A 19,985-nucleotide genomic window follows, 5' to 3' on the forward strand; every position below is an offset into this window, starting at 1 on the left:
GTGTTGTAGGTAACCGTCGCGGCGACGTTTCCGGAGCAGGTGCCGAACGGCGTGCTGACCTGCACCGCGTTGATGGTTGCGGATGTGGTCGAGTTGAGGGCGACATTCCAGAAATTGTTCGGTGCCGCCGGGAAAACAGCATGAACGGACGAGCAAGTGGCGCTGCCGGTGAACACCGCCTGGGTCACATGGACCACGGTGCCCGTGGAATCGGACGTCAACGTGAAGGTGGAAGTACAGGGGATCGCCACACCCAGTATCGACAGACTGGTCGGACCGCTCACGATGAAGGTCGTGCTGGTCGGAACCACATGTAACGCAAACGCCGGTGCCGCAGCAATCGTTCCTGCGGCCAACACACATGCCATCGCCAATGCTTTGAATTGCGCTTTCATATCCATACCTCGCAATAAAGTTGAGACGTCGACACCGCCCGGTGCCGAACGTTGACGCGGACTAAAACGACTTCCCCTGTGTTTCGGTACCCCAAGGCTCGTTGCCTGGGGTCAAACGCTTGCTTGTGCCGCCGAATGGCGAATCGGTGCGGCGCTCGGCCTGATCGACTGTGGCCGCGGCGGCATCGGCCTGACGAACCACCCGCCCGACAGCACTGATTTGCTCCGGTGTGCCAAATGGCGCAGTCAGCATCGGACCGATCAAGGCAATCAGGCGCGCCAGCAGTGCGGCATCGTCGATATCCAGTCCCATGCTGAGCGCGGCGATCAGCTCGCTCATGCTCTCTCCTGCCAACAGCCCGGAAAGGCTTTGCAGGCAGAAGCGCAGGCGCATGCTCAACTCGTTGCGAGGGCACTCGGGCAAGGCGCGCGAGAACGCTTCGAAGAAGCGCTCATAGATCGGTCGATAGTGCTGTTGCAGATAGCCATGGATAAATGGCGATGCATCGCTATAAACGCGACCGAGCAGGCGCATGAAGCCCGGATCGCCAGCCGGTGGCCGGCTCAGGCGTAGTGCTGGCACGAACAACACGCTCAACACTGCCGTCGCTTCGAGCGGTTCGCCATCCTGCTCGCAACACGCCAGCAATTGCAGCCGTTCGCGATTGAGCCGGTCCAACCGCCTGGCCAGCAGCTCGTGCATCAGCAGCTCCTTGCTGCCGAAGTGATAATTCACCGCCGCCAGATTGGCACCGGCACGCCGGGTGATCTGGCGCAGGGACATGGCTTCGTAACCATGTTCGATGAAAAGCAACTCGGCCGCCTGCAAGAGCCGCTCGCGCGTATTGGCGTTGCCATTCGTGGCGTATTGGCTATGCGCTGGCACTAATCCCCGTCCCCTGCCGAAAAGCTGCGAAAAAACCGAACCTGTCCGGCGGGACGGAATGGCCCTGCCGCCGAACACCGATTTCAACCAGTGAATTCAATTCAGCCATTCAATTCGATTCTTCAAATATCGAATTGAAACAGATGTTCGTAAGATGAGCTGCCGATGACGGGGACGCAATCTGCGACGCACAACCTTGATTTCGCAAGAAATTACGCCAACGCCGCTCATGGCGAGATGGCGCGAAATTGCGGGTATAAAGGGTTTTTAAACGTACTCATCCTCTTGCCGGCATGACCGTGCATGCCAGCTGAGAGAGGAAATGACAGGGCCGTTTTGTTGCGCCGCAGCCATGCCGACCACGTGCGCTCGGGGCATTTCCATCCCACCGAGGATGATTTAAGGCGTGTCCCGACCGACGAAGCGAGGTGTGCGGGACGGCTCCTGTGCCTGCATGGCGGCATCGGTCGCCTTGGCTGCCGTATCGGCCAGTGCGGCCACTTGCTGCACAGCCAGCACCTGGGCCGGCGTACCCAACGGGTCGGTCAACATAGGCAGGACCAAGGCGATCAGCCTGGCTAACAGCACGTCTTCATCCATGAACTGCCCCATGCCAAGGGCGGCAATCAGCTCATCGACGGGTTGCCCGGCTAGCAGGCCGGCCAGGCCCTGTAAGCTGAAACGCAGCCGCATGCTCAGTTCGCTGCGTGACATATGCGGCAGCGCGCGGCAAAAGGCCTCAAAGAATCGCTCGAAGATCGGCCGGTAGTGCTCTTCCAGATAGTTGCGGATGAAGGGCGACGAATCGCTATATACCCGGCCGAGCAGGCGGATAAAGCCCGGATCGCCCGCAGGCGGACGACTCAGCCTTAGTGCGGGCACAAACAGCACGCTGAGAACCGCAGCGGCATCCAGACGGCCATCGGGCTGTTGCTGCTCGCAGTAGGCGAGCAGTTCCAGCCGCTCCCGGTTAAGCCGGTTGAGGCGCCTGGCCAACACTTCGCGCATCAGCAGTTCCTTGCCGCCGAAGTGATAATTGACAGCCGCCGAGTTGGCTTCTGCCCTTCGGGTCACTTCCTGCAGCAACATGGCTTCGTAGCCATGCTCGATGAACAGCGACTCGGCTGCCTGCAGGAGCCGATGGCGCGTGCTCGTGTTGCCCAAGCCAACGTCTTGGCCATCGATAGGCATGCGTTATGGTTCCCATACAGCGGAATGGAACGAGGCGACCGCCCTCCCATGGCAATCGACGCAGCATTCTAACAGGCACGTCGACGGCTACGGGGCAAGCAGGTATACGCCTTTAGACGTATCGCCTCCGCCGAACCCTACGCTACCCATGGATGGCCGCAGATTGCCTGCCGTGACAATCAACGGCCCTTTAAAGCAAAAAAGCCCGCGGATCGCTCCGCGGACTCCTTTGGATCGCGCCAATGGCGGGTGGCTTATTCGCCCTTGCCCGACTTGCTGGCAGCGATATCTTCCTTGATGCGGGCGGCCTTGCCTTCCAGGCCACGCAGGTAATACAGCTTCGCGCCGCGGACCTTGCCCTTGCGCTTGACCTGCACCGAATCGATCGCCTGGCTGTGCGACTGGAACACACGCTCCACACCCGTACCGTGGGAAATCTTGCGGACCGTGAAGGCCGAATGCAGGCCGCGGCTACGCTTGGCAATGACAACGCCCTCGAACGCCTGGACGCGCTCGCGATTGCCTTCCTTGACCTTCACGTTGACCACCACGGTGTCGCCAGGGCCGAAATCCGGCAGCTGGCGGGTGATCTGCTCGGCTTCGAACTGTTCAATGATCTTGTTCATGGCACACCCGTCGATTTTTCAATACTGCGGCCGTCAATCGGCCGTATCGTTTTGCCGTGCGTGCATGAATGCATGTTCACGGCGGAATTCATCCAGCAACGCGCGCGAGGTCTTGTCCAGCGCGCGCTGCGCCAATAAGTCGGGCCGCCGCAACCAGGTTCGTCCCAGCGATTGCTTCAGGCGCCAGCGGCGGATCGCCGCATGATCGCCGGAAAGCAACACTTCCGGCACGTCCCCGTATGCGTCATGCACCGGTTTCGTGTAGTGAGGACAGTCAAGCAGACCGTTCGAGAACGAATCCTGCTCGGCCGATTGCGCGTCGTTCAACGCGCCGTCCTGCAAGCGGCCTACCGCATCGATGATCACTGCGGCACCCAACTCACCGCCGGACAGCACATAATCGCCGATGGAAAGCTCCTCGTCGACCTCGTGCGCCAGCAGACGCTCGTCCACACCTTCGTATCGTCCACAAAGCAAGGCGATTCGCGGCATCTTGGCCAGCGCCTCTACCCTACCCTGCGTCAGCCGCGCTCCTTGCGGACTGAGGTAAATCACATGCACCGGTTCCGGTGCCGCCTCGCGAATGGCCTTGAAGGCTGCCCGCAAGGGCTCGATCAGCATCACCATCCCGGGGCCGCCGCCGCAAGTGCGGCCATCCACGGTACGGTAGTTGTCGGTAGCGAAATCGCGCGGATTCCAGGTTTCCACCTGCAACAGCTGACGCTGCTGCGCGCGTCCTACGACACCGACAGCGGCGCACTGGCGAACGAAGTCGGGAAACAGCGTAACGACATCGAAGCGCATCGGATCCTCATTCGAAACGTCAGAACTCGGGATCCCAGTCCACCACCATGCGTCCGCCGGACAGGTCCACCGAACGCACATACGAACCCTGGACAAAGGGAATCAGCCGCTCACGCTCGCCGTCCCGCACGACCACGACGTCATTGGCACCGGTTGCGAACAGGTGGCTGACCCGTCCCAATGCCAAACCCTCCGTGGTGACGACCTCAAGCCCTTCGAGATCGACCCAGTAGTACTCATCCTTGCCGGGAGGCGGTAGTTGCTCACGGGCGACATAGATGTCGCGACCGATCAGCGCTGCCGCTTGATCGCGGTCCGCCACATCAGGCAATTGGGCGATCAGCCCTTTGCCCTGTGGGCGGCCCTTGACTCCCACGATCTCCATCCCTTCGCCCGGCGCCGCATCGAGCAGCCAGGGCTGGTATTTGAAGATCTGGATGCGCGGCTCGGTCCAGGATTCGATCTTGAGCCAGCCTTGCACCCCATACAGCCCGACGATGCGTCCCACCAGGACGCGCCGACCGGCTGCAGTCATACTCAGGCAGCCTGCTGCTTGGCGGCTTCCTTCAGCAGGGCGGCGACCTTGTCGCTCAGCTGGGCACCCTTGGACACCCACTCCTGCACGCGGGCAACGTTCAGCTCAAGGCGCTTGTCCTTGCCCGAAGCGACCGGATTGTAAAAGCCCACATTCTCGATGCTACGGCCGTCGCGCGCGCTGCGCGAATCGGTCACGAGGACGTGGTAGAACGGACGGCCCTTGGCGCCGCCGCGCGAAAGACGAATCTTGACCATAGTAAAAAGCTCCAGAGTTGCCGGATGCGCCGGCAGCACCCCTTAAGGTGGGGCGCGGTGAACGCGGGATTTTAATGAGATAAATGAGCGGTGTAAAGGGCTTGTAGCAGTGAGGCCGCCCACTGGCGCGGGCTGTAAAGCGTGAGGTCGGCCGCTTTGCGGCCTGCGAGGAGGGAAAACCCTCCCACGCCTTGCCCCTGGCGCTGGACTAGCGCAGGGGGGGCATGCCGCCACCCATGCCGCCCATGCCCTTCATGGCACCGCGCATCTGCCGCAACAGGCCCTTGCTGCCGCCCTTGGACAGCTTGGACATCATCTTTTCCATCTGCATGAACTGCTTGAGCAGGCGATTGACGTCGGCGGGCTGGGTGCCCGAGCCCCGCGCCACGCGGGCGCGGCGGGAGCCGTTCAGCAAATCGGGATGGCGGCGTTCCTTCTTGGTCATCGAGTTGATGATCGCCACCATGCGGTCCAATTCTTTGTTATTGACCTTGGACTTGACGTTGTCCGGCAGGTTGGCCACGCCCGGCAGCTTGTCCATCAGTCCGGCCAGCCCCCCCATGTTGTTCATTTGCTCGAGCTGGTCCTTCATGTCGTTCAGGTCGAAGCGCTTGCCCTTCATGACCTTCTGGGCGAGCTTCTGCGCCTTCTCCTGGTCGACCTTGCGCTCGACTTCTTCGACCAGCGAGAGCACGTCGCCCATGCCGAGGATGCGCTGGGCAATACGATCCGGATGGAACGGCTCAAGCGCATCGCTCTTTTCGCCGGCGCCGAGGAACTTGATCGGTCGCCCGGTGACATAGCGCACCGAAAGCGCAGCACCGCCGCGGGCGTCACCATCGGTCTTGGTCAGAACCACGCCGGTCAGCGGCAGCGCTTCGGCGAAGGCCTTGGCGGTCGTGGCGGCATCCTGACCGGTCATCGAATCGACGACGAACAAGGTCTCGATCGGCGTGATCGCGGCATGCAGCGCCTTGATCTCGGCCATCATCGCCTCGTCCACATGCAGGCGGCCGGCGGTATCGACCAGCAGCACGTCGACCACTTCGCGACGCGCGGCGACAATCGCCGCCTTGGCGATCTCGACCGGATCCTGGCCAGCCTCGGACGGGAAGAACTTCACGTCGACCTGCTCGGCCAGCGTGCGCAACTGCTCGATAGCGGCCGGACGATAGACGTCGCAGCTGACCACCATCACTTTCTTTTTCTTGCGCTCGGAAAGGAAGCGCGCCAGCTTGCCCACCGTGGTGGTCTTGCCCGCGCCCTGCAAACCGGCCATCAGCACCACCGCCGGTGGCTGCTGCGCCAGGTTCAGTTCGGCATTGGTCGTGCCCATGACCGCGGTCAGTTCGTCGCTGACCACCTTGACCAGGGCCTGGCCCGGCGAAAGGCTCTTGAGGACGTCCTGGCCGACCGCGCGCACCTTCACGCGCTCGATCAACGCCTGCACGACCGGCAGCGCAACGTCCGCCTCGAGCAGCGCGATACGCACTTCGCGCAAGCTCTCGCGAATGTTTTCCTCGGTCAGCCGGCCGCGCCCGCGCAGGCGGTCGACAGTGGCGGAAAGACGTTGGCTGAGCGATTCGAACATGGCTGCAGGGAGGCCTAGGAGTAAAACAGAGATTATAGCCCTGGATGGAGGTTCGCGCTTGGAGTTGGGTGGTGAGGGCGCACGGTGGGATGCCATCGCGTGCCTCCCACGCTTGAGAGCGCCATCGCCGCATTCGAACCCCTGCGCCTGTCGCTCGAACTTACGCCCTCGCCACCTGCCGCCGTTTCTCGACACAAACCGTAACCGCCTCCGCCGGAGTCACGCCCCTAGGAGCCCACTGCCCCGCCATGCCAAACTGCGCGCCTATGTTGATTCCCATGCTCGCCCTGGTCGCCATCGTGCTCTATCTGGCCGCGGCCACCGGACTCGCCCGACCGTTGCTCAGCGGCGGCCAACCGCTGAATCGCACGGCGCTGGGCCTCGCCGGCGCCGCCGCACTGATTCATGCAGGGATCCTGCTCAGCATTCACCGCGGTGCGCTGGATCTGCATTTCTTTGCCGCACTGTCGCTGGTGGCCTGCGTCGTCTCGGTGCTGACCCTGCTAGTGAATGTATGGCGGGCCGTGGCCGCGCTGGGTGTGATCGTGTTCCCGCTCAGCGCCCTGCTGTTGGCGATCGACAGCTTTATGGCACGCGAGCGCATGCCGCTTCCAATGGATTGGCAAATCAAGCTGCACGTCACGGTGGCCTTGCTAGCTTTTAGCGTGCTTTCGATCGCCGCCGTGCTGGCCATTCTGCTGGCCCTCCAGGAACGCGCGCTGCGCCACCGCCAATTTGGCAACTGGCTGCGCGCACTACCACCGCTGACCTTGACCGAGACCTTGCTGTTCCGCCTGATCGGCGCAGGCTTCGTTCTGCTCAGCGTGACCTTGCTCACCGGCATCCTGTTCGTCGACGACCTGTTTGGTCAGCACCTGGTACACAAGACAGTACTGTCGATCATTGCCTGGTTGGTCTTTGGGGTTTTGCTGCTGGGGCGCTGGCGACATGGCTGGCGCGGGCGCCGGGCAGTGAACCTGACGCTGATCGGCATGGGCGTGTTGCTGCTGGCCTTCTTCGGCACCAAAGCGGTGCTGGAGTTGATCCTGCACCGGACGGCGTGATCGCTAAAGCCACGCCTCCATCTACATGGTCGACTAGGCTTCCTACGCCGAAGGCGTTTAGGGTGTCTCCACTGGCGCTGCCTGACCTTTCTCCTGTGCCCCGACAGATATCGTCTCGGAAGGCTCTTCAAGCGCGCTCCACCGCCATGTCGCCATTCATCGCAGCCTGCTTACGCACAAAACTTCGCCGTGCCACGTGATAGGACGGATCGGGCCCGAAGAAGTTACGCCGCATCGCTACCAACTCCTCCTCGGCAAAACGTTCCAACGGCTTGCGCGACTCGTCCTCCTGCCGCCGTGCCGCCTTCGCTTTCAATGCAAGCACCCAAGTATCCGTTCGGTTCCCTGGCGCCAATATCTCGTCGAGCGCAACAAGCGCCCTGCCGTCCGCCACGACACCGTCGATCAACCCGATGCGTTGCGCACGCGCCGCACCAATAGGTTGCAATGACTCGGTCAACAGACGCGCGGTCGCTTCGCCGACACGACGCGGTAACAAATAAGTCCAGTACTCCGATCCATACAGCCCACCCATGCCTTTATAGTGCGGGTTGAGCACGACACTCTCGTTGGCATAAACACAATCGGCCGCCAGGGCAAGCATCACGCCACCCGCGCCAGCGTTACCTCGCAACCATGCCACTGTACGCTTGTCGTCGGTCAGCACGATCTCGCGCACCCATGCATTCATGGCCAGGATGTTTTCCCAAGAGGCCTGTGCCGGATCGGGCGCAGCCTCGATCGCGTTGAGATCCAGACCATTGCACCAGAATTCCTCACCCCCGCAGAGCACCAGCGTACGCGTCGGCCGAGCACGCGCTGCGCGGTACGCCGCCAGAAGACGCTGCAGCACCGCGCTGCTCATGGCGCCATTAAGTATGTCGAAATACAGATAACCGGTGTCGCCGTGCTCGCGATAGCGAATCGGCTGCCATGTCGGTAGCGATGGCTGCATGGCCGCAGCGATCGGCAGTTCCGGGACGCCGGCCAACTGCTCCCGCAACAGATCGGCGATCGGCAATTTGATGTTGTGACGCGGATCGCCCGCACGCAAGCCTCGACGCCGGCGCGCATGGGTAATCCATATTGCACCATCGCCACAGGCGACACACACCGCGCCATCGCGCGTTGCCAGCAGCTCGCCAGGCTGGCCACGCAAGTGGCCTTCACGATGCGCACCATAGAGATACATCTCGATGCCAGCCAGGGCAGCCTTCCATCCTGGCGCACTGTCCGCAGAACGAATATGTCGCAACACACGTTCCGATGACGCAGACCAATCGATCTGACGGTCGGCCTGACGGCATAAGGGACGTTCGCTTCCATTCGTCACGGCATCGGTATCGAACGGCGGACGGTGTTCCGACTGAAAGCGTTCGAGCGCCTCCTGGATAGCCAACATCGCGGCCTGGGTGGTCTCGCTGCGATAAATGGCACTTTTGCTGGCATCGCGCAACGGATATTCACGATAGGCCCAGATCGGTCCGCCATCCAGTTCATCGCGTGCTTCCAGCACGGTTACGCCCCATGAACGCTTGCCATCGAGGATGGCCCAATCCAACGCGGAAGGGCCGCGATCCCCAGGAATACCCGGATGTACGACCAGACAGACATAATGACGCCATATGCTTGCGGGAATGCGCGCCGTAAGCATCGGCGCCAGGATCACATCCGGTCGGAAACGCTCCGCCGCGGCTTCCATCTGCGCACCGTGCACGACTTCGACGATATCCAGGTGATGACCCAGTTCCTCCAGCAAGACCTGAGCGCGCTGAGACAACCCATTATGACGGGAACATAAAAACAGGATTCGCATACGTCTCTCCATGAAGATGCGTTGTCATGCTCTAAACGACAATGCTGACAATCCTCAAAGACAGCTTTGCGATCCGTCGCATATTCCGACGTACGTATCTGCGGAGTTTTCGAATCCGTGCTGGCAATCACCAAAAACGCTTGCCGCCGATGCACAACCGGCCTGTATTTTGACGAATAGACTATCGCGTTGCGTCTATGGCCTGTGCCAATCTTTCCACACCGATGACGTCCATCTCACCGACACGCCCTTTCTTCGGTGCGTTTGCCTTCGGCACGATGGCGCGCTGAAAGCCATGATGAGCGGCTTCCTTCAGGCGCTCCTCGCCGTTGGGCACCGGACGGATTTCGCCGGACAGACCGACCTCGCCAAAAGCGATGGTTTTTTCGGGCAACGGCCGATCGCGCAGGCTCGACAGCACGGCCAGCAGCACAGGCAAGTCCGCGGCGGTTTCCTGTACGCGGATGCCACCCACGACATTAACGAAGACGTCTTGATCATAGGCTGCAACACCGCCGTGGCGATGCAGGACGGCGAGCAGCATTGCCAGACGGTTCTGCTCCAGGCCCAGAGCCACGCGTCGCGGATTACCCAGCGAGGATTGATCGACCAACGCCTGCACTTCTACCAGCAAAGGGCGTGTACCTTCGCGCGTCACCATCACGGCGCTGCCCGAAGTCGGGCCGCTGTGCGCAGACAGGAAGATTGCCGAGGGATTGGGCACTTCGCGCAGCCCCTTCTCGCTCATCGCGAACACGCCTAGTTCGTTCACCGCGCCGAAACGATTCTTGAAGGCGCGCAGCACGCGAAAGCGACTACCCGATTCGCCCTCGAAATACAGCACCGCATCGACCATATGTTCCAACACGCGCGGACCGGCGATACCGCCTTCCTTGGTAACGTGACCGACCAGGAAAACCGAAGTACCGGTCTCCTTGGCGAAACGCGTCAGCTTGGCCGCCGACTCACGCACCTGACTGACCGAGCCGGGCGCGGCGGTGAGCAGCTCCGTCCAGATGGTCTGAATCGAATCGATGACCAAGACGCGTGGACGCGCCGACGCCGTCTGCTCCATGATGCGCTCGATGCATGTTTCGGCCAGCGCATGCAGCGGTGCGAGCGGCAGATCGAGGCGCTGAGCACGAGCAGCGACCTGGGCCAGGGATTCCTCGCCCGTGACATAGACGCTGGACAGCTGCACACCCAGGGTACCGAGCATCTGTAGCAGCAAGGTGGATTTACCGATGCCGGGATCGCCACCGATAAGCACCACCGATCCATCGACCAGACCGCCTCCGAGTACCCGGTCCAGCTCGCCGATACCTGTGCACGTACGCACATCCGCCGTCAGCGCGACCTCGGTCAGTGGAGTGACCCTGGCTATCTCCACCGCACCGGCGTAACCGGTACGCCTTGCCGCCCCGGCCGATTTGACCGCCGGCTGCAACACGACTTCGCTCAAGGTGTTCCACACGCCGCACTCGACGCACTGCCCCTGCCATTTGGAATGTTCCGCACCGCAGTCGGTGCAGACATAGGCGGTCTTTGCCTTCGCCATCGATACTTCCGGTTTTTTAAAGTCGCCAGGATAACGCTGTGTCGTCTCATCGGCGGAGATGAGCGTTGTGCTAGGTGCGCTTCTTTGACATATTCGCCATGTCACTACTAGGAGTATTTTATGGCAGGAAGCCATTTTTTCGCCGGCCACGCCCTGGCTATGTTGTTTGCGCTCGGACCGTCGGTTGCCCAAGTCCATCCTCCGGCCTATCCCTCGGCCATTCCATCCGCTACGCAATGTCTTCAGAAAAAAGGTGGTGACTGGACTTACGCCCTGCCCTGCTATGTCGAGGCCGTTCGCGAGCAGCCCCTGAACTATCGCAAGGCCGCTGATCAAATGATCGGCTCGATTCAGACCCACCAGTTCGAGCTTCACTCCCAGAGCTGGTCTCCAGAAGGCGCAACCACGCCATCATCCTGGCTGCACTCGGTCAGTATCTTCATTCCCCAAGGCATCCCTTACCGTACTGCCATCCTGGTGATCGATGGGGGGACTCGCCACCCTCAGCCCGAGGGAGCGCCGCCAAAGGAAGGAATGTGGAGCAAAGCAGTATTGGCGCAACTCGCCGAACGCACGCAAAGCGTTGTCGTCCATGTCAGCGATGTGCCCAATCAATACCTGCAATGGGCAGATGGTATTTATCGCACAGAGGATGGCAGCGTAGCTCATAGCTGGGCGCTTGCCCTACGCGAAGGTCCTGAGGCGGCCTTTGCTTCATTGCACCTGCCCATGGCCGCGGCAGCGATAAGAGCCATGGACCTGGCCGAACACGAATTGACGCATCTGCAGGTAAACCGCTTCATTGTCACCGGCATATCCAAACGCGGCTGGGCTACCTGGTTTACGGCACTGGCCGACGACCGTGTCGCGGCAATCGCACCCGCAGTCATCGAAGTGCTTGATACGAATTCCTTGATCGAGCGGACGCGGAGACATTTCGGCGGGCATTGGCCGGTGGCTTTCTACGACTATGCTTCGGCTGGCGTCCTGCGCGAACGACATACACCAGCCTTCGCCAGGCTCATGAAGCTGGAGGATCCTCTGGAATATCTGAGCACCGCCCAGGGCAGCGAGCGGCTGAGTGTCCCCAAGTACATCATCAGCGCCAGCGGTGACGACTTCTTCCTTCCCGACAGTGCGCGGCATTTTATTTCGCGCCTTCCTGGACCAACGCTCCTGCGCGCCATACCGCAGGCCGATCACGAAATAGGCGGGGCGCAAGTTCCGGAACTGATTGTGCCCTTCGTCAAACGCATTCAGAACAATTTGCCCTTGCCCCACCCCCTTCCCTCCATCGATCCGACAGATGAATCGGACAAGCGGGTCATCTTCAATGAGCAACCCTCCGCACTGATACAATGGACCGCGTTCAACCCCCGCAGCCGCGATTTCCGCTATGCATGCGGCATACGCTATGAACCCCGAACGATTCAACCGCAAGGATCGCGACAGCCGGTGGTCAGCACCGGATGGACGGCCACATTTGTCGAGGCAAGGTTCGCCGACGGGCTGAGCCTGACATCGCCGATTCGGATATCGCCGGATACACGCTATCCGCAAGTACCGCCAGCCAACAGCAGCCCTGCTTGCAGCACGCTTCCCGACAGCTAGCGGCTAGCTCTCGTCCTCGACGAACAGCACGCGCCGGGTCATCCCACAAGTGAGATCATAGGAAATCGTACCGGCCTGCGCTGCGATTTCCTCCACCGGCAACTCCGGCCCCCACAGCACCACACGATCGCCTACTTTCGCGTGCGGCGCGACACGCAGGTCCAGAGTGATCAGGTCCATCGAGACGCGGCCGATCAAGGGAACGCGCTGCTCGCCGATCAGCACCGGCGTGCCGGCCTGCGCGCTGCGTGGATAGCCATCGCCGTAACCGACCGCGGCAACGCCTACGGCCATGTCTTCCGGGCATGTCCAGGTACCGTTGTAACCGATACGCTCGCCGCGCCTGATCTGGTTGATGGCAATCAGGCGTGTACTAAGGGTCATAGCCGGTCGGAAACCGAAATCGGCCGCGCTTTTGCCATCGACCACCGACAGGCCATACAGCAAGCCGCCCGTGCGTACCCAATCCTCGCGCGCCTCCGGCCACCCGAGCACCGCCGCGGAGTTGGACAAAGACCGTGGCCCCCGCAGGCCTTTGGTGGCATCGTGAAACCGCGCCATCTGCATCGGTGTCTGTGCACCGTCGAAAACTTCCGAATCGGAAAAGTGCGCAAGCAGACCGATATCCGGATCGATACCCGGCATAGCCGCAAGCTGCGCATGCACCTGACCCACGTGTTCCGGAGCGAAACCGAGCCGGTGCATACCGGCATCGATTTTCAACCAAACGTGCAGACGCCCGCGTGCCGGTGTCGCTTCGGCCAGCCAACCTAGCTGCGAGACGTGGTGAATGGCGGCATCCAGCCCCAACCGCTGCATCTCAGCGATATCGCCGGGCTGGTCCGGGCCGGAAAGCACAACGATGCGCTGCCTGTGCCCTGCCGCACGCAAGCGCAAGCCGTCGCCCAGTGCGGCAACGGCGAAGGCTTCGGCCTCGCGATCGAGCGCCCGCGCAACCCTCTCCAGACCGTGCCCATAGGCATCCGCCTTGACCACCGCCATCACTTTCGCCGGTGCCGCCATCGCTTTGAGGCGTGCGAGGTTGTGGCGTAGGGCAGCAAGGTGGATGGTGGCGACAGTGGTTCGGCTCATGGATCCAGCAGTAGAAGGCGTTATTCGAACGCGCCGACGAACGAATCCGGCGCGTAGTTCTCGAACTTGGTGTAGTGGCCCAGGAACGCCAATTTCACGGTATCGGTCGGACCGTTACGCTGCTTGCCGATGATGATCTCGGCCAGGCCTTTATCCGGCGACTCCTTGTTGTAGTACTCGTCGCGGTAGATGAACATGATCACGTCCGCGTCCTGCTCGATAGCGCCCGATTCGCGCAGGTCGGACATCATCGGCCGTTTGTCGGCACGCTGTTCCAGCGAGCGATTCAGCTGCGAGAGGGCGATCACCGGCACGTTCAACTCCTTGGCGAGGCCTTTAAGTGAACGCGAAATTTCTGAAATTTCGGTGGCGCGATTCTCGGTATTTCCGGGCACCTGCATAAGCTGCAGGTAGTCGATCACGATCAGGCCCAGCCCACCGTTTTCACGATGGATGCGACGCGCGCGCGAGCGCAGCTCCACCGGCGACAGACCCGGTGTATCGTCGATGAAGATCTTCGCCTCGGAAAGAATCGCGATGGCATTGGTGACACGCGGCCAGTCTTCCTCGGCCAGGTCGCCATTGCGCAGGTGCTGCTGATGAATGCGGCCGATCGAAGAAATCAGACGGAATGCCAACTGCGAGGCGGACATTTCCATCGAAAAGATCACCACCGCTTTCTTGGCGCGCAGCGCCGCAGCCTCCGCCATGTTTACCGAGAAGGCGGTCTTGCCCATCGACGGGCGCGCGGCGACGATGATCAGGTCCGAAGGCTGCAGGCCCGAGGTCAATTCGTCCAGGTCGGTAAACCCGGTGGAAATGCCGGTGAGCTGGCCGCGGTTTTCATAACGCTCGGAAAGAATGCGAAACGCGTCCTTGACCGCTTCGCGCATGCTGACTGTGTCCTTCTTGCCGCGCGCACCGGACTCGGCGATCTTGAACACGCGCTGCTCGGCCTTCTCCATCACTTCCTGCACGGTCTGCCCTTCCGGGCGGTAACCGTCTTCGGTGATTTCGGTACCCGCATCGATCAGCTGCCGCAGGATCGACTTCTCACGCACGATGTCCGCATACGCGCTGATATTGGCCGCGCTGGGCGTGGCGTTAGCCAGTTCGATCAGATAAGTGGCGCCGCCGACCATCTCGGCCAGGCCATTGGCTTCGAACCAATCGCCCAGGGTCACCGCATCGCACGGCATGCCCTTGTTCGCCAGTTCGGTAATGGCACGCCAGATGAGCCGGTGGTCGCGGCGATAGAAATCCTGCTCGCCCAGGCGATCGGCCACCTTGTCCAGTGCATCGGGCGCCAGCATCAGACCGCCGAGCACAGCCTGCTCGGCTTCCAAGGAGTGCGGCGGAACGCGCAGCGCCTCGATGGACGAGCCACCGGATTTGCGCTCAGGGGCAAAGGGCATGGCTTTTCCTCGCTTCGAGCGGCCCGCTCGCTGAGGGCCGTCTTCTTCGTAGTCGATCATACGCGGCGGGGTCTCAGGATTAGAGATGGAAAGCTGTGGATAAGCTGGGGAAATTTGGGGATAAGTGGACCACGTAGCGGCATATGCGGGCGCTCGCTGCGCGAGCTGTGAGGTTGGCCGCGACGCGGCCTGTAAAGAGTGAGGGGAAAGAGCCAGAGCGGCGAAAACCAGGGAGTTTCCCCCTCCACTCCTCACTCTTCACAGGCCGCGTCACGACCGCCCACACCGCCAACAAAAAAGGCGCCCAAGGCGCCTTTTTTGTTGGCGGCATGAAGAGACTTACTTCTCGCCGACCACGATCACCTTGACCGAGCCCTGCACATCGGCGTGCAACGAGATCACTACCTCGTATTCGCCGGTGGTGCGGATCGGGCCTTCGCCCTGGATCACTTCGTTCTTATTGATCTCATGACCGGCAGCCTGCAGGGCGTCGGCGATTTCGCGCGGACCCACCGAGCCGTACAGCTTGCCTTCGGGGCTCGCGTTTGCCGAGATGGTCACCGAAACGTCGGCCAGCTTGGCGTGACGCGACCGGGCATCGGCCAGCAGCGAGTTGGCCTTGGCTTCGTACTCGGCGCGGCGCTTCTCGAAGGCTTCGAGGTTGGCGGCGTTGACCGGCACAGCCTTGCCCTGCGGCAAGAGATAGTTGCGGCCATAACCCGGCTTGACCTTGACCTTATCGCCCAGGTTGCCGAGGTTACGGACTTTTTCGAGAAGAATCAGTTCCATGGTGGTTCCTTTTCGTTAGCACCGGTTGGCCCGGCGCAGCCTAGGACGGTTGTCCGAAGAGTTGCCCTCCCCTTGACGGGGAGGGCTTCACGACGCGATCAGACGTCGTGGTTGTCGGTGTACGGCAGCAGCGCCAGGAAGCGCGCGCGCTTGACCGCAGCGGCCAGCTGGCGCTGGTAACGCGCCTTGGTGCCGGTGATGCGGCTCGGCACGATCTTGCCGTTCTCGGTGATGTACTGGCGCAACGTGTTGAGATCCTTGTAGTCGATCTCTTTGACGTTTTCGGCCGTGAAGCGGCAGAACTTGCGGCGGCGGAAGAACTTGGACATGGCTTCTAGGCTCCTGATCAGTCGTCGCTGTCGCGATCGTTGTCGTCACGGCCACCGCGGCGGTCATCGCCCTCGGCGTCGTCATCGCGGCGGCGCGAAGACTTGGCGTCGTCCTTTTCCTTGCTCTTGAGGATGAAGGACTGTTCGGTTTCGGCGGCGTCGCGCTTGATCACCAGATGGCGCAGCACGGCGTCGTTGAAGCGGAAGCCCGACTCCAGCTCGTTCAGCGCGCCCTGGCTCACTTCGATGTTGAGCATCACATAGTGCGCCTTGGCCAGGTTGACGATCGGGTAGGCCAGTTGGCGACGACCCCAATCTTCCAGGCGATGGATCTTGCCGCCGTCGGCTTCGATCAGCGACTTGTAGCGCTCGATCATCGCCGGCACCTGCTCGCTCTGGTCAGGATGGACCAGAAACACAACTTCGTAATGACGCATGGTCATTGGTTGAAAACTCCTTGTGGATGCGGCCCTTTGGGGCCTGGCAGCCTCCCGCCGGATGCGGTGAGGCAAGGCTCCGCCCGTGCCTTTGGGGTACGGACAGAAGCGGGAGTGTAGCCGGAGGGTCAATGGCCTGTAAAGGCTTGATTGAGCGAGGGGTTAATCGCGAGCCAAGGCCGACAGAGCCCGAAACGCCCTCTCCTCACTCCTCACAGGCCGAGCAGCAGCCGACCTCAACCGACGGTAAAGCTCTCACCGCAGCCGCATTCCCCCGTTGCATTCGGGTTATGGAATACGAACGAAGCATTCAAGCCCTGGCGTTGGAAGTCGATCACCGTGCCGTCGACCAGGGGCAGACTCTTGTTGTCCACGATCAAGCGGACCCCATCGACCTCGACCAGGCTGTCTTCGGGGAGGATGGCCTCGGCCAGATCCACAACATAGGCAAAGCCGGAGCAGCCGGTGCGCTTGACTCCGAAACGCACGCCGGTAGCCCCGGGCGTATTGCTCAGGAACTGGCGCATGCGTTCGTTGGCGGCGGGAGTGATCGAAATGCTCATGGATGTATACGTTTTATGTGTGCCCTTTCGCCGTGAAACCGTCGCGACGCAGGCCGGGCCTACATTATCATGTCGGTTTGCCCATACGCGCCAATATCGAGGCGCCCAGCAGGAGTTTCAATCCATGACGGTGGTCAGCGTCAAACAGGCTCTTTCCGGCACGATCGAGGCCGGCAGCAAGGTTACCGTGCGCGGCTGGGTACGTACCCGGCGCGATTCCAAGGCCGGCCTGTCCTTCGTCAACGTGACCGATGGCTCCTGCTTCGATCCGATCCAGGCGGTGGTACCGGCCACGCTGGGCAACTACGACAGCGAGATCAAGCACCTCAGCTCCGGCGCCAGCGTGATCGTCACCGGCACCCTGGTGCCCTCCCAGGGCAAAGGCCAGAGCTTCGAGCTGCAGGCCGAAGCGGTCGAAGTCGTCGGCTTGGTCGACGATCCGGAAACCTATCCGATCCAACCCAAGGCACATTCGATGGAGTTCCTGCGCGAGGTCGCTCATCTGCGTCCGCGCACCAACTTGTTCGGCGCCGTGACGCGTATCCGCCACACCATGATGACGGCGATCCATCGTCATCTGACCGAACAGGGCTTCTTCTGGATCAATACGCCGATCATCACCACCTCCGATGCCGAAGGCGCCGGCGACATGTTCCGCCTGTCGACGCTGGATCTGGCCAACCTGCCGCGCGACGAGCACGGCAAGATCGACTTCCGCAAGGATTTCTTCGGTCGTGAAGCGTTCCTCACCGTTTCCGGCCAGCTCAACGTCGAGGCTTATGCGCTGGCGATGAGCAAGGTCTATACGTTCGGTCCGACCTTCCGCGCCGAGAACTCCAATACGCCTCGCCATCTGGCCGAGTTCTGGATGGTCGAACCGGAAATCGCCTTTGCCGATCTTTCCGCCAACGCCGATTGCGCGGAAAGTTTCCTCAAGGCCATCTTCAAGGCAGTGCTGGACGAGCGTGCCGACGATATGGCGTTCATTGCCGAACGCGTGTTGCCGGAAGCTATCGAGCGCCTGGAAAACTTCATTGCCAAGCCGTTCGAGCGCATCGATTACACCGAGGCGGTAGATATCCTGAAGAAATCCGGGCAGAAGTTCGAATTCCCGGTCGCCTGGGGCATCGACCTGCAAACTGAACACGAGCGCTATCTGGCCGAGAAACATATCGGCCGCCCGGTGGTGGTCATGAACTACCCTGAGCAGATCAAGGCGTTCTACATGCGCTTGAACGATGACGGCAAGACGGTGGCTGCGATGGACGTACTGGCACCGGGCATCGGTGAAATCATTGGCGGCAGCCAACGCGAAGAGCGCCTGGATTATCTGGATCGTCGCATGGTGCAATTCGGACTCGATCCCTCTGTCTATGGCTGGTATCGTGACCTGCGTCGTTACGGCACCGTGCCGCATGCCGGCTTCGGCCTTGGTTTCGAGCGTCTGCTGGTGTATGTCTGTGGACTTTCGAACATTCGCGACGCCATTCCTTATCCACGTGCGGCAGGGACAGCCGAATTCTGATCGATTGTCTTTCATGCGCCATCGATATCTTGCCGCCGTTGCCATCGTCCTGCCGCTCATCGCCCTGCTGAGCGGCTGCCATGACGTGAAGGAATTCGTGCCTCCTAACCTGCGGCCGCCGGAAAACCCGACCAGTCAGCTCGACCATGCCAGGAAGTCCCTGCAGGACGCCACGCCCTGCTGCTCGAGCTTTGCGGACTTCTCCTACCAGGCGCAGTTGCCCTGGCAGCCGAAGCGCTTCGAACTGGGACCCGGCAGCTCGGTCTTCAGCCTCAACGGGCAACGCAGCTATTTCTTGAGCTTCCGCTTGCCAGTCGACGCCAAGCTGCCGTACCGGATCGGCGTGAAATCCGAGCTGAGCGGACGCTGGTTGCGCAGCAGCTATCTGTTCGCACCGACTGTGGTCCTGCTCGACGAAGCCTTCCAGCCCGTCGGCGACCAGCAAGACATCGGTCTTTGCCAGCATGTGGGCTGGAGCAGCGATACGACGGGCGCCTTCGGCAGCTACACCGTCAAGGAACCGAGGGCACGCTACGTGGTCGTGTTCAGTTCGGCCGCGCAGCAAGCTGGCAATACGTATTGGGAGCAATCCCCGGCCGCGTTTTCGGCCGAAGCGCCGATCAACATGAATGCCGCCGGCAGCTTCAAGATCGCCCACGGGCCCGATGGCGTATTGTGGTTCGGCATGATGGACAAGGCCTATGCCGGTGCGGTCGATAATGCCGTCTGCGGCAAGGCCCCACCGGGCGAAGGTGTACTCAACACACTGCGCAACGTACTGCCGATACCGCTCTGGTCCGAACCCAGCGACAATTCGGGCAACAAACCCAGCGGCTCCGACGCAAGCCGCGCACCTACCAGCAGCAACAAGCCATGATCGGGCTTTATCTGGGGTTGCTGCTCGCCGGTGTGATTTGTTTCCTGCTGCATTTCCTGGCACAGGCGCGCATTGCCTCGCTCTTGCGCGAACGGCATCGGCACGAATGGGAAATCATCGCCCTACCCGATGGTCAACGCATCGGTGCACTCCGCGTGTGGATGCGGTTGCAGTTGGCGTTGCGTTCGCCCGTGCTGCCGGCGCTGGAGGATCGAGCCATCACCCACTGGCGACGTGTCTGGCGCTACGCTCCCTGGCTAGCATGGCTGTGCTGGTTCGGCGCCTTGGCGCTACAGTGGTCAGCACGCTGAAACCATCGGCCTAGGAGCCCCGCATGCAACTGGACCTGACCGGACGCCACGCTTTTGTCTGCGGCGCCTCGCAAGGCATCGGCCGCGCCAGCGCCATCGAGCTGGCCGAGCTGGGGGCGAATGTCACTGTGCTCGCCCGCTCCGTCGATGCGCTGAAGGAACTGGTCGACCAGTTGCCACGCAAACACCAGGAACAGCGCCATGCCTGGCGCACCGCCGACATGCTCGATACTGCCATGCTGGCAGGCGTGGCGACCGATGTCGCCGCCGGCAATCCAGTACATATCCTGATCAACAATACCGGCGGGCCACC

The 19,985-nt window shown here is 61.6% G+C and carries 22 protein-coding genes; 6 read left to right on the forward strand and 16 right to left on the reverse strand.

The genetic code is table 11. The features are described 5' to 3' along the window. The 8 genes from VIM98_RS20110 to ffh all read right to left on the reverse strand — a co-directional run. A partial coding sequence (locus tag VIM98_RS20110; protein WP_331994883.1) for a hypothetical protein occupies nt 1-395 on the reverse strand: 395 nt, incomplete at its 3' end. Between the two features lie 61 nt (nt 396-456). After that, nucleotides 457-1,281: a TetR/AcrR family transcriptional regulator gene (locus tag VIM98_RS20115; protein ID WP_331994884.1), complete on the reverse strand. Its 825-nt coding sequence runs from the start codon at nt 1,279-1,281 to the stop codon at nt 457-459. Between the two features lie 399 nt (nt 1,282-1,680). Then, entirely contained in the window at nt 1,681-2,472 is a 792-nt protein-coding gene (locus tag VIM98_RS20120) for a TetR/AcrR family transcriptional regulator (protein ID WP_331994885.1), read from the reverse strand. A gap of 254 nt (nt 2,473-2,726) precedes the next feature. Then, entirely contained in the window at nt 2,727-3,098 is a 372-nt protein-coding gene (gene rplS / locus VIM98_RS20125; protein ID WP_331994886.1) for a 50S ribosomal protein L19, read from the reverse strand. 33 nt (nt 3,099-3,131) lie between these two features. Beyond that, nucleotides 3,132-3,902: a tRNA (guanosine(37)-N1)-methyltransferase TrmD gene (gene trmD / locus VIM98_RS20130; RefSeq protein WP_331994887.1), complete on the reverse strand. Its 771-nt coding sequence runs from the start codon at nt 3,900-3,902 to the stop codon at nt 3,132-3,134. A gap of 19 nt (nt 3,903-3,921) precedes the next feature. Next, nucleotides 3,922-4,437 (reverse strand): ribosome maturation factor RimM, encoded by a 516-nt coding sequence (gene rimM / locus VIM98_RS20135; protein ID WP_331994888.1) that lies wholly within the window; start codon nt 4,435-4,437, stop codon nt 3,922-3,924. 2 nt (nt 4,438-4,439) lie between these two features. After that, entirely contained in the window at nt 4,440-4,694 is a 255-nt protein-coding gene (gene rpsP, locus VIM98_RS20140; protein WP_331994889.1) for a 30S ribosomal protein S16, read from the reverse strand. Between the two features lie 208 nt (nt 4,695-4,902). Next, nucleotides 4,903-6,285: a signal recognition particle protein gene (ffh, locus tag VIM98_RS20145; RefSeq protein WP_331994890.1), complete on the reverse strand. Its 1,383-nt coding sequence runs from the start codon at nt 6,283-6,285 to the stop codon at nt 4,903-4,905. A 266-nt stretch (nt 6,286-6,551) separates the two neighbouring features. Between ffh and VIM98_RS20150 the strand changes: the two genes are divergently transcribed. Continuing rightward, nucleotides 6,552-7,349 (forward strand): cytochrome C assembly family protein, encoded by a 798-nt coding sequence (locus VIM98_RS20150; RefSeq protein WP_331994891.1) that lies wholly within the window; start codon nt 6,552-6,554, stop codon nt 7,347-7,349. Between the two features lie 127 nt (nt 7,350-7,476). On the opposite strand, the gene VIM98_RS20155 is transcribed toward VIM98_RS20150, so the two are convergent. Then, the gene (locus VIM98_RS20155; protein ID WP_331994892.1) at nt 7,477-9,165 is read right to left on the reverse strand and encodes an enoyl-CoA hydratase-related protein; all 1,689 of its coding nucleotides are present in this window, start codon (nt 9,163-9,165) and stop codon (nt 7,477-7,479) included. A gap of 181 nt (nt 9,166-9,346) precedes the next feature. Next, nucleotides 9,347-10,723, reverse strand: a complete 1,377-nt coding sequence (gene radA, locus VIM98_RS20160; protein WP_331994893.1) for a DNA repair protein RadA — start codon at nt 10,721-10,723, stop codon at nt 9,347-9,349. 120 nt (nt 10,724-10,843) lie between these two features. Here radA and VIM98_RS20165 point away from each other — a divergent pair, with 120 nt between their 5' ends. Beyond that, on the forward strand, nt 10,844-12,334 hold the full coding sequence (locus VIM98_RS20165) for a PhoPQ-activated protein PqaA family protein (RefSeq protein ID WP_331994894.1): 1,491 nt from the start codon (nt 10,844-10,846) through the stop codon (nt 12,332-12,334). Between the two features lie 3 nt (nt 12,335-12,337). Here the strand turns inward: VIM98_RS20165 and alr are convergent, their stop codons facing one another. From alr to VIM98_RS20195, 6 genes are all read right to left on the reverse strand, one after another. Beyond that, nucleotides 12,338-13,426 (reverse strand): alanine racemase, encoded by a 1,089-nt coding sequence (alr, locus tag VIM98_RS20170; RefSeq protein ID WP_331994895.1) that lies wholly within the window; start codon nt 13,424-13,426, stop codon nt 12,338-12,340. Between the two features lie 20 nt (nt 13,427-13,446). Next, entirely contained in the window at nt 13,447-14,841 is a 1,395-nt protein-coding gene (locus VIM98_RS20175) for a replicative DNA helicase (RefSeq protein ID WP_331994896.1), read from the reverse strand. 339 nt (nt 14,842-15,180) lie between these two features. Continuing rightward, a complete protein-coding gene (rplI, locus tag VIM98_RS20180) occupies nt 15,181-15,630 on the reverse strand; it encodes a 50S ribosomal protein L9 (RefSeq protein WP_331994897.1) in 450 nt (149 codons plus the stop codon). A 98-nt stretch (nt 15,631-15,728) separates the two neighbouring features. Then, nucleotides 15,729-15,959 (reverse strand): 30S ribosomal protein S18, encoded by a 231-nt coding sequence (gene rpsR, locus VIM98_RS20185; RefSeq protein ID WP_331994898.1) that lies wholly within the window; start codon nt 15,957-15,959, stop codon nt 15,729-15,731. 17 nt (nt 15,960-15,976) lie between these two features. Further along, entirely contained in the window at nt 15,977-16,402 is a 426-nt protein-coding gene (gene rpsF, locus VIM98_RS20190; protein WP_331994899.1) for a 30S ribosomal protein S6, read from the reverse strand. A gap of 230 nt (nt 16,403-16,632) precedes the next feature. After that, on the reverse strand, nt 16,633-16,959 hold the full coding sequence (locus VIM98_RS20195) for an iron-sulfur cluster assembly accessory protein (protein ID WP_331994900.1): 327 nt from the start codon (nt 16,957-16,959) through the stop codon (nt 16,633-16,635). 124 nt (nt 16,960-17,083) lie between these two features. On the opposite strand from VIM98_RS20195, the gene asnS reads away from it, so the two are divergent. The 4 genes from asnS to VIM98_RS20215 all read left to right on the forward strand — a co-directional run. After that, nucleotides 17,084-18,484 carry an asparagine--tRNA ligase gene (asnS, locus tag VIM98_RS20200; RefSeq protein ID WP_331994901.1) on the forward strand — a complete coding sequence of 467 codons (1,401 nt, stop codon included), beginning with the start codon at nt 17,084-17,086 and terminating at the stop codon, nt 18,482-18,484. Between the two features lie 13 nt (nt 18,485-18,497). Then, nucleotides 18,498-19,361, forward strand: coding sequence for a hypothetical protein (locus VIM98_RS20205; RefSeq protein ID WP_331994902.1), 864 nt, complete (start codon nt 18,498-18,500; stop codon nt 19,359-19,361). Continuing rightward, a complete protein-coding gene (locus VIM98_RS20210) occupies nt 19,358-19,672 on the forward strand; it encodes a hypothetical protein (protein WP_331994903.1) in 315 nt (104 codons plus the stop codon). The genes VIM98_RS20205 and VIM98_RS20210 overlap by 4 nt, the downstream gene beginning before the upstream one ends. 23 nt (nt 19,673-19,695) lie before the next feature. Then, nucleotides 19,696-19,985 (forward strand): SDR family NAD(P)-dependent oxidoreductase (locus VIM98_RS20215; protein WP_331994904.1); only part of this gene is annotated, 290 nt, incomplete at its 3' end.

The organism is Dyella sp., assembly GCF_036568765.1.
Lineage (GTDB): Bacteria > Pseudomonadota > Gammaproteobacteria > Xanthomonadales > Rhodanobacteraceae > GSA-30.

Bases quoted from the DNA above. Each gene is read 5' to 3' on its own strand.
- rplI (WP_331994897.1), bottom strand. From the start codon at position 15,630: ATGGAACTGATTCTTCTCGAAAAAGTCCGTAACCTCGGCAACCTGGGC.
- VIM98_RS20205 (WP_331994902.1), top strand. From the start codon at position 18,498: ATGCGCCATCGATATCTTGCCGCCGTTGCCATCGTCCTGCCGCTCATC.
- trmD (WP_331994887.1), bottom strand. From the start codon at position 3,902: ATGCGCTTCGATGTCGTTACGCTGTTTCCCGACTTCGTTCGCCAGTGC.
- VIM98_RS20155 (WP_331994892.1), bottom strand. From the start codon at position 9,165: ATGCGAATCCTGTTTTTATGTTCCCGTCATAATGGGTTGTCTCAGCGC.
- rimM (WP_331994888.1), bottom strand. From the start codon at position 4,437: ATGACTGCAGCCGGTCGGCGCGTCCTGGTGGGACGCATCGTCGGGCTG.
- asnS (WP_331994901.1), top strand. From the start codon at position 17,084: ATGACGGTGGTCAGCGTCAAACAGGCTCTTTCCGGCACGATCGAGGCC.
- alr (WP_331994895.1), bottom strand. From the start codon at position 13,426: ATGAGCCGAACCACTGTCGCCACCATCCACCTTGCTGCCCTACGCCAC.
- VIM98_RS20165 (WP_331994894.1), top strand. From the start codon at position 10,844: ATGGCAGGAAGCCATTTTTTCGCCGGCCACGCCCTGGCTATGTTGTTT.
- VIM98_RS20195 (WP_331994900.1), bottom strand. From the start codon at position 16,959: ATGAGCATTTCGATCACTCCCGCCGCCAACGAACGCATGCGCCAGTTC.
- VIM98_RS20120 (WP_331994885.1), bottom strand. From the start codon at position 2,472: ATGCCTATCGATGGCCAAGACGTTGGCTTGGGCAACACGAGCACGCGC.
- rpsP (WP_331994889.1), bottom strand. From the start codon at position 4,694: ATGGTCAAGATTCGTCTTTCGCGCGGCGGCGCCAAGGGCCGTCCGTTC.
- radA (WP_331994893.1), bottom strand. From the start codon at position 10,723: ATGGCGAAGGCAAAGACCGCCTATGTCTGCACCGACTGCGGTGCGGAA.
- ffh (WP_331994890.1), bottom strand. From the start codon at position 6,285: ATGTTCGAATCGCTCAGCCAACGTCTTTCCGCCACTGTCGACCGCCTG.
- VIM98_RS20210 (WP_331994903.1), top strand. From the start codon at position 19,358: ATGATCGGGCTTTATCTGGGGTTGCTGCTCGCCGGTGTGATTTGTTTC.
- VIM98_RS20175 (WP_331994896.1), bottom strand. From the start codon at position 14,841: ATGCCCTTTGCCCCTGAGCGCAAATCCGGTGGCTCGTCCATCGAGGCG.
- rplS (WP_331994886.1), bottom strand. From the start codon at position 3,098: ATGAACAAGATCATTGAACAGTTCGAAGCCGAGCAGATCACCCGCCAG.
- rpsR (WP_331994898.1), bottom strand. From the start codon at position 15,959: ATGTCCAAGTTCTTCCGCCGCCGCAAGTTCTGCCGCTTCACGGCCGAA.
- VIM98_RS20150 (WP_331994891.1), top strand. From the start codon at position 6,552: ATGTTGATTCCCATGCTCGCCCTGGTCGCCATCGTGCTCTATCTGGCC.
- rpsF (WP_331994899.1), bottom strand. From the start codon at position 16,402: ATGACCATGCGTCATTACGAAGTTGTGTTTCTGGTCCATCCTGACCAG.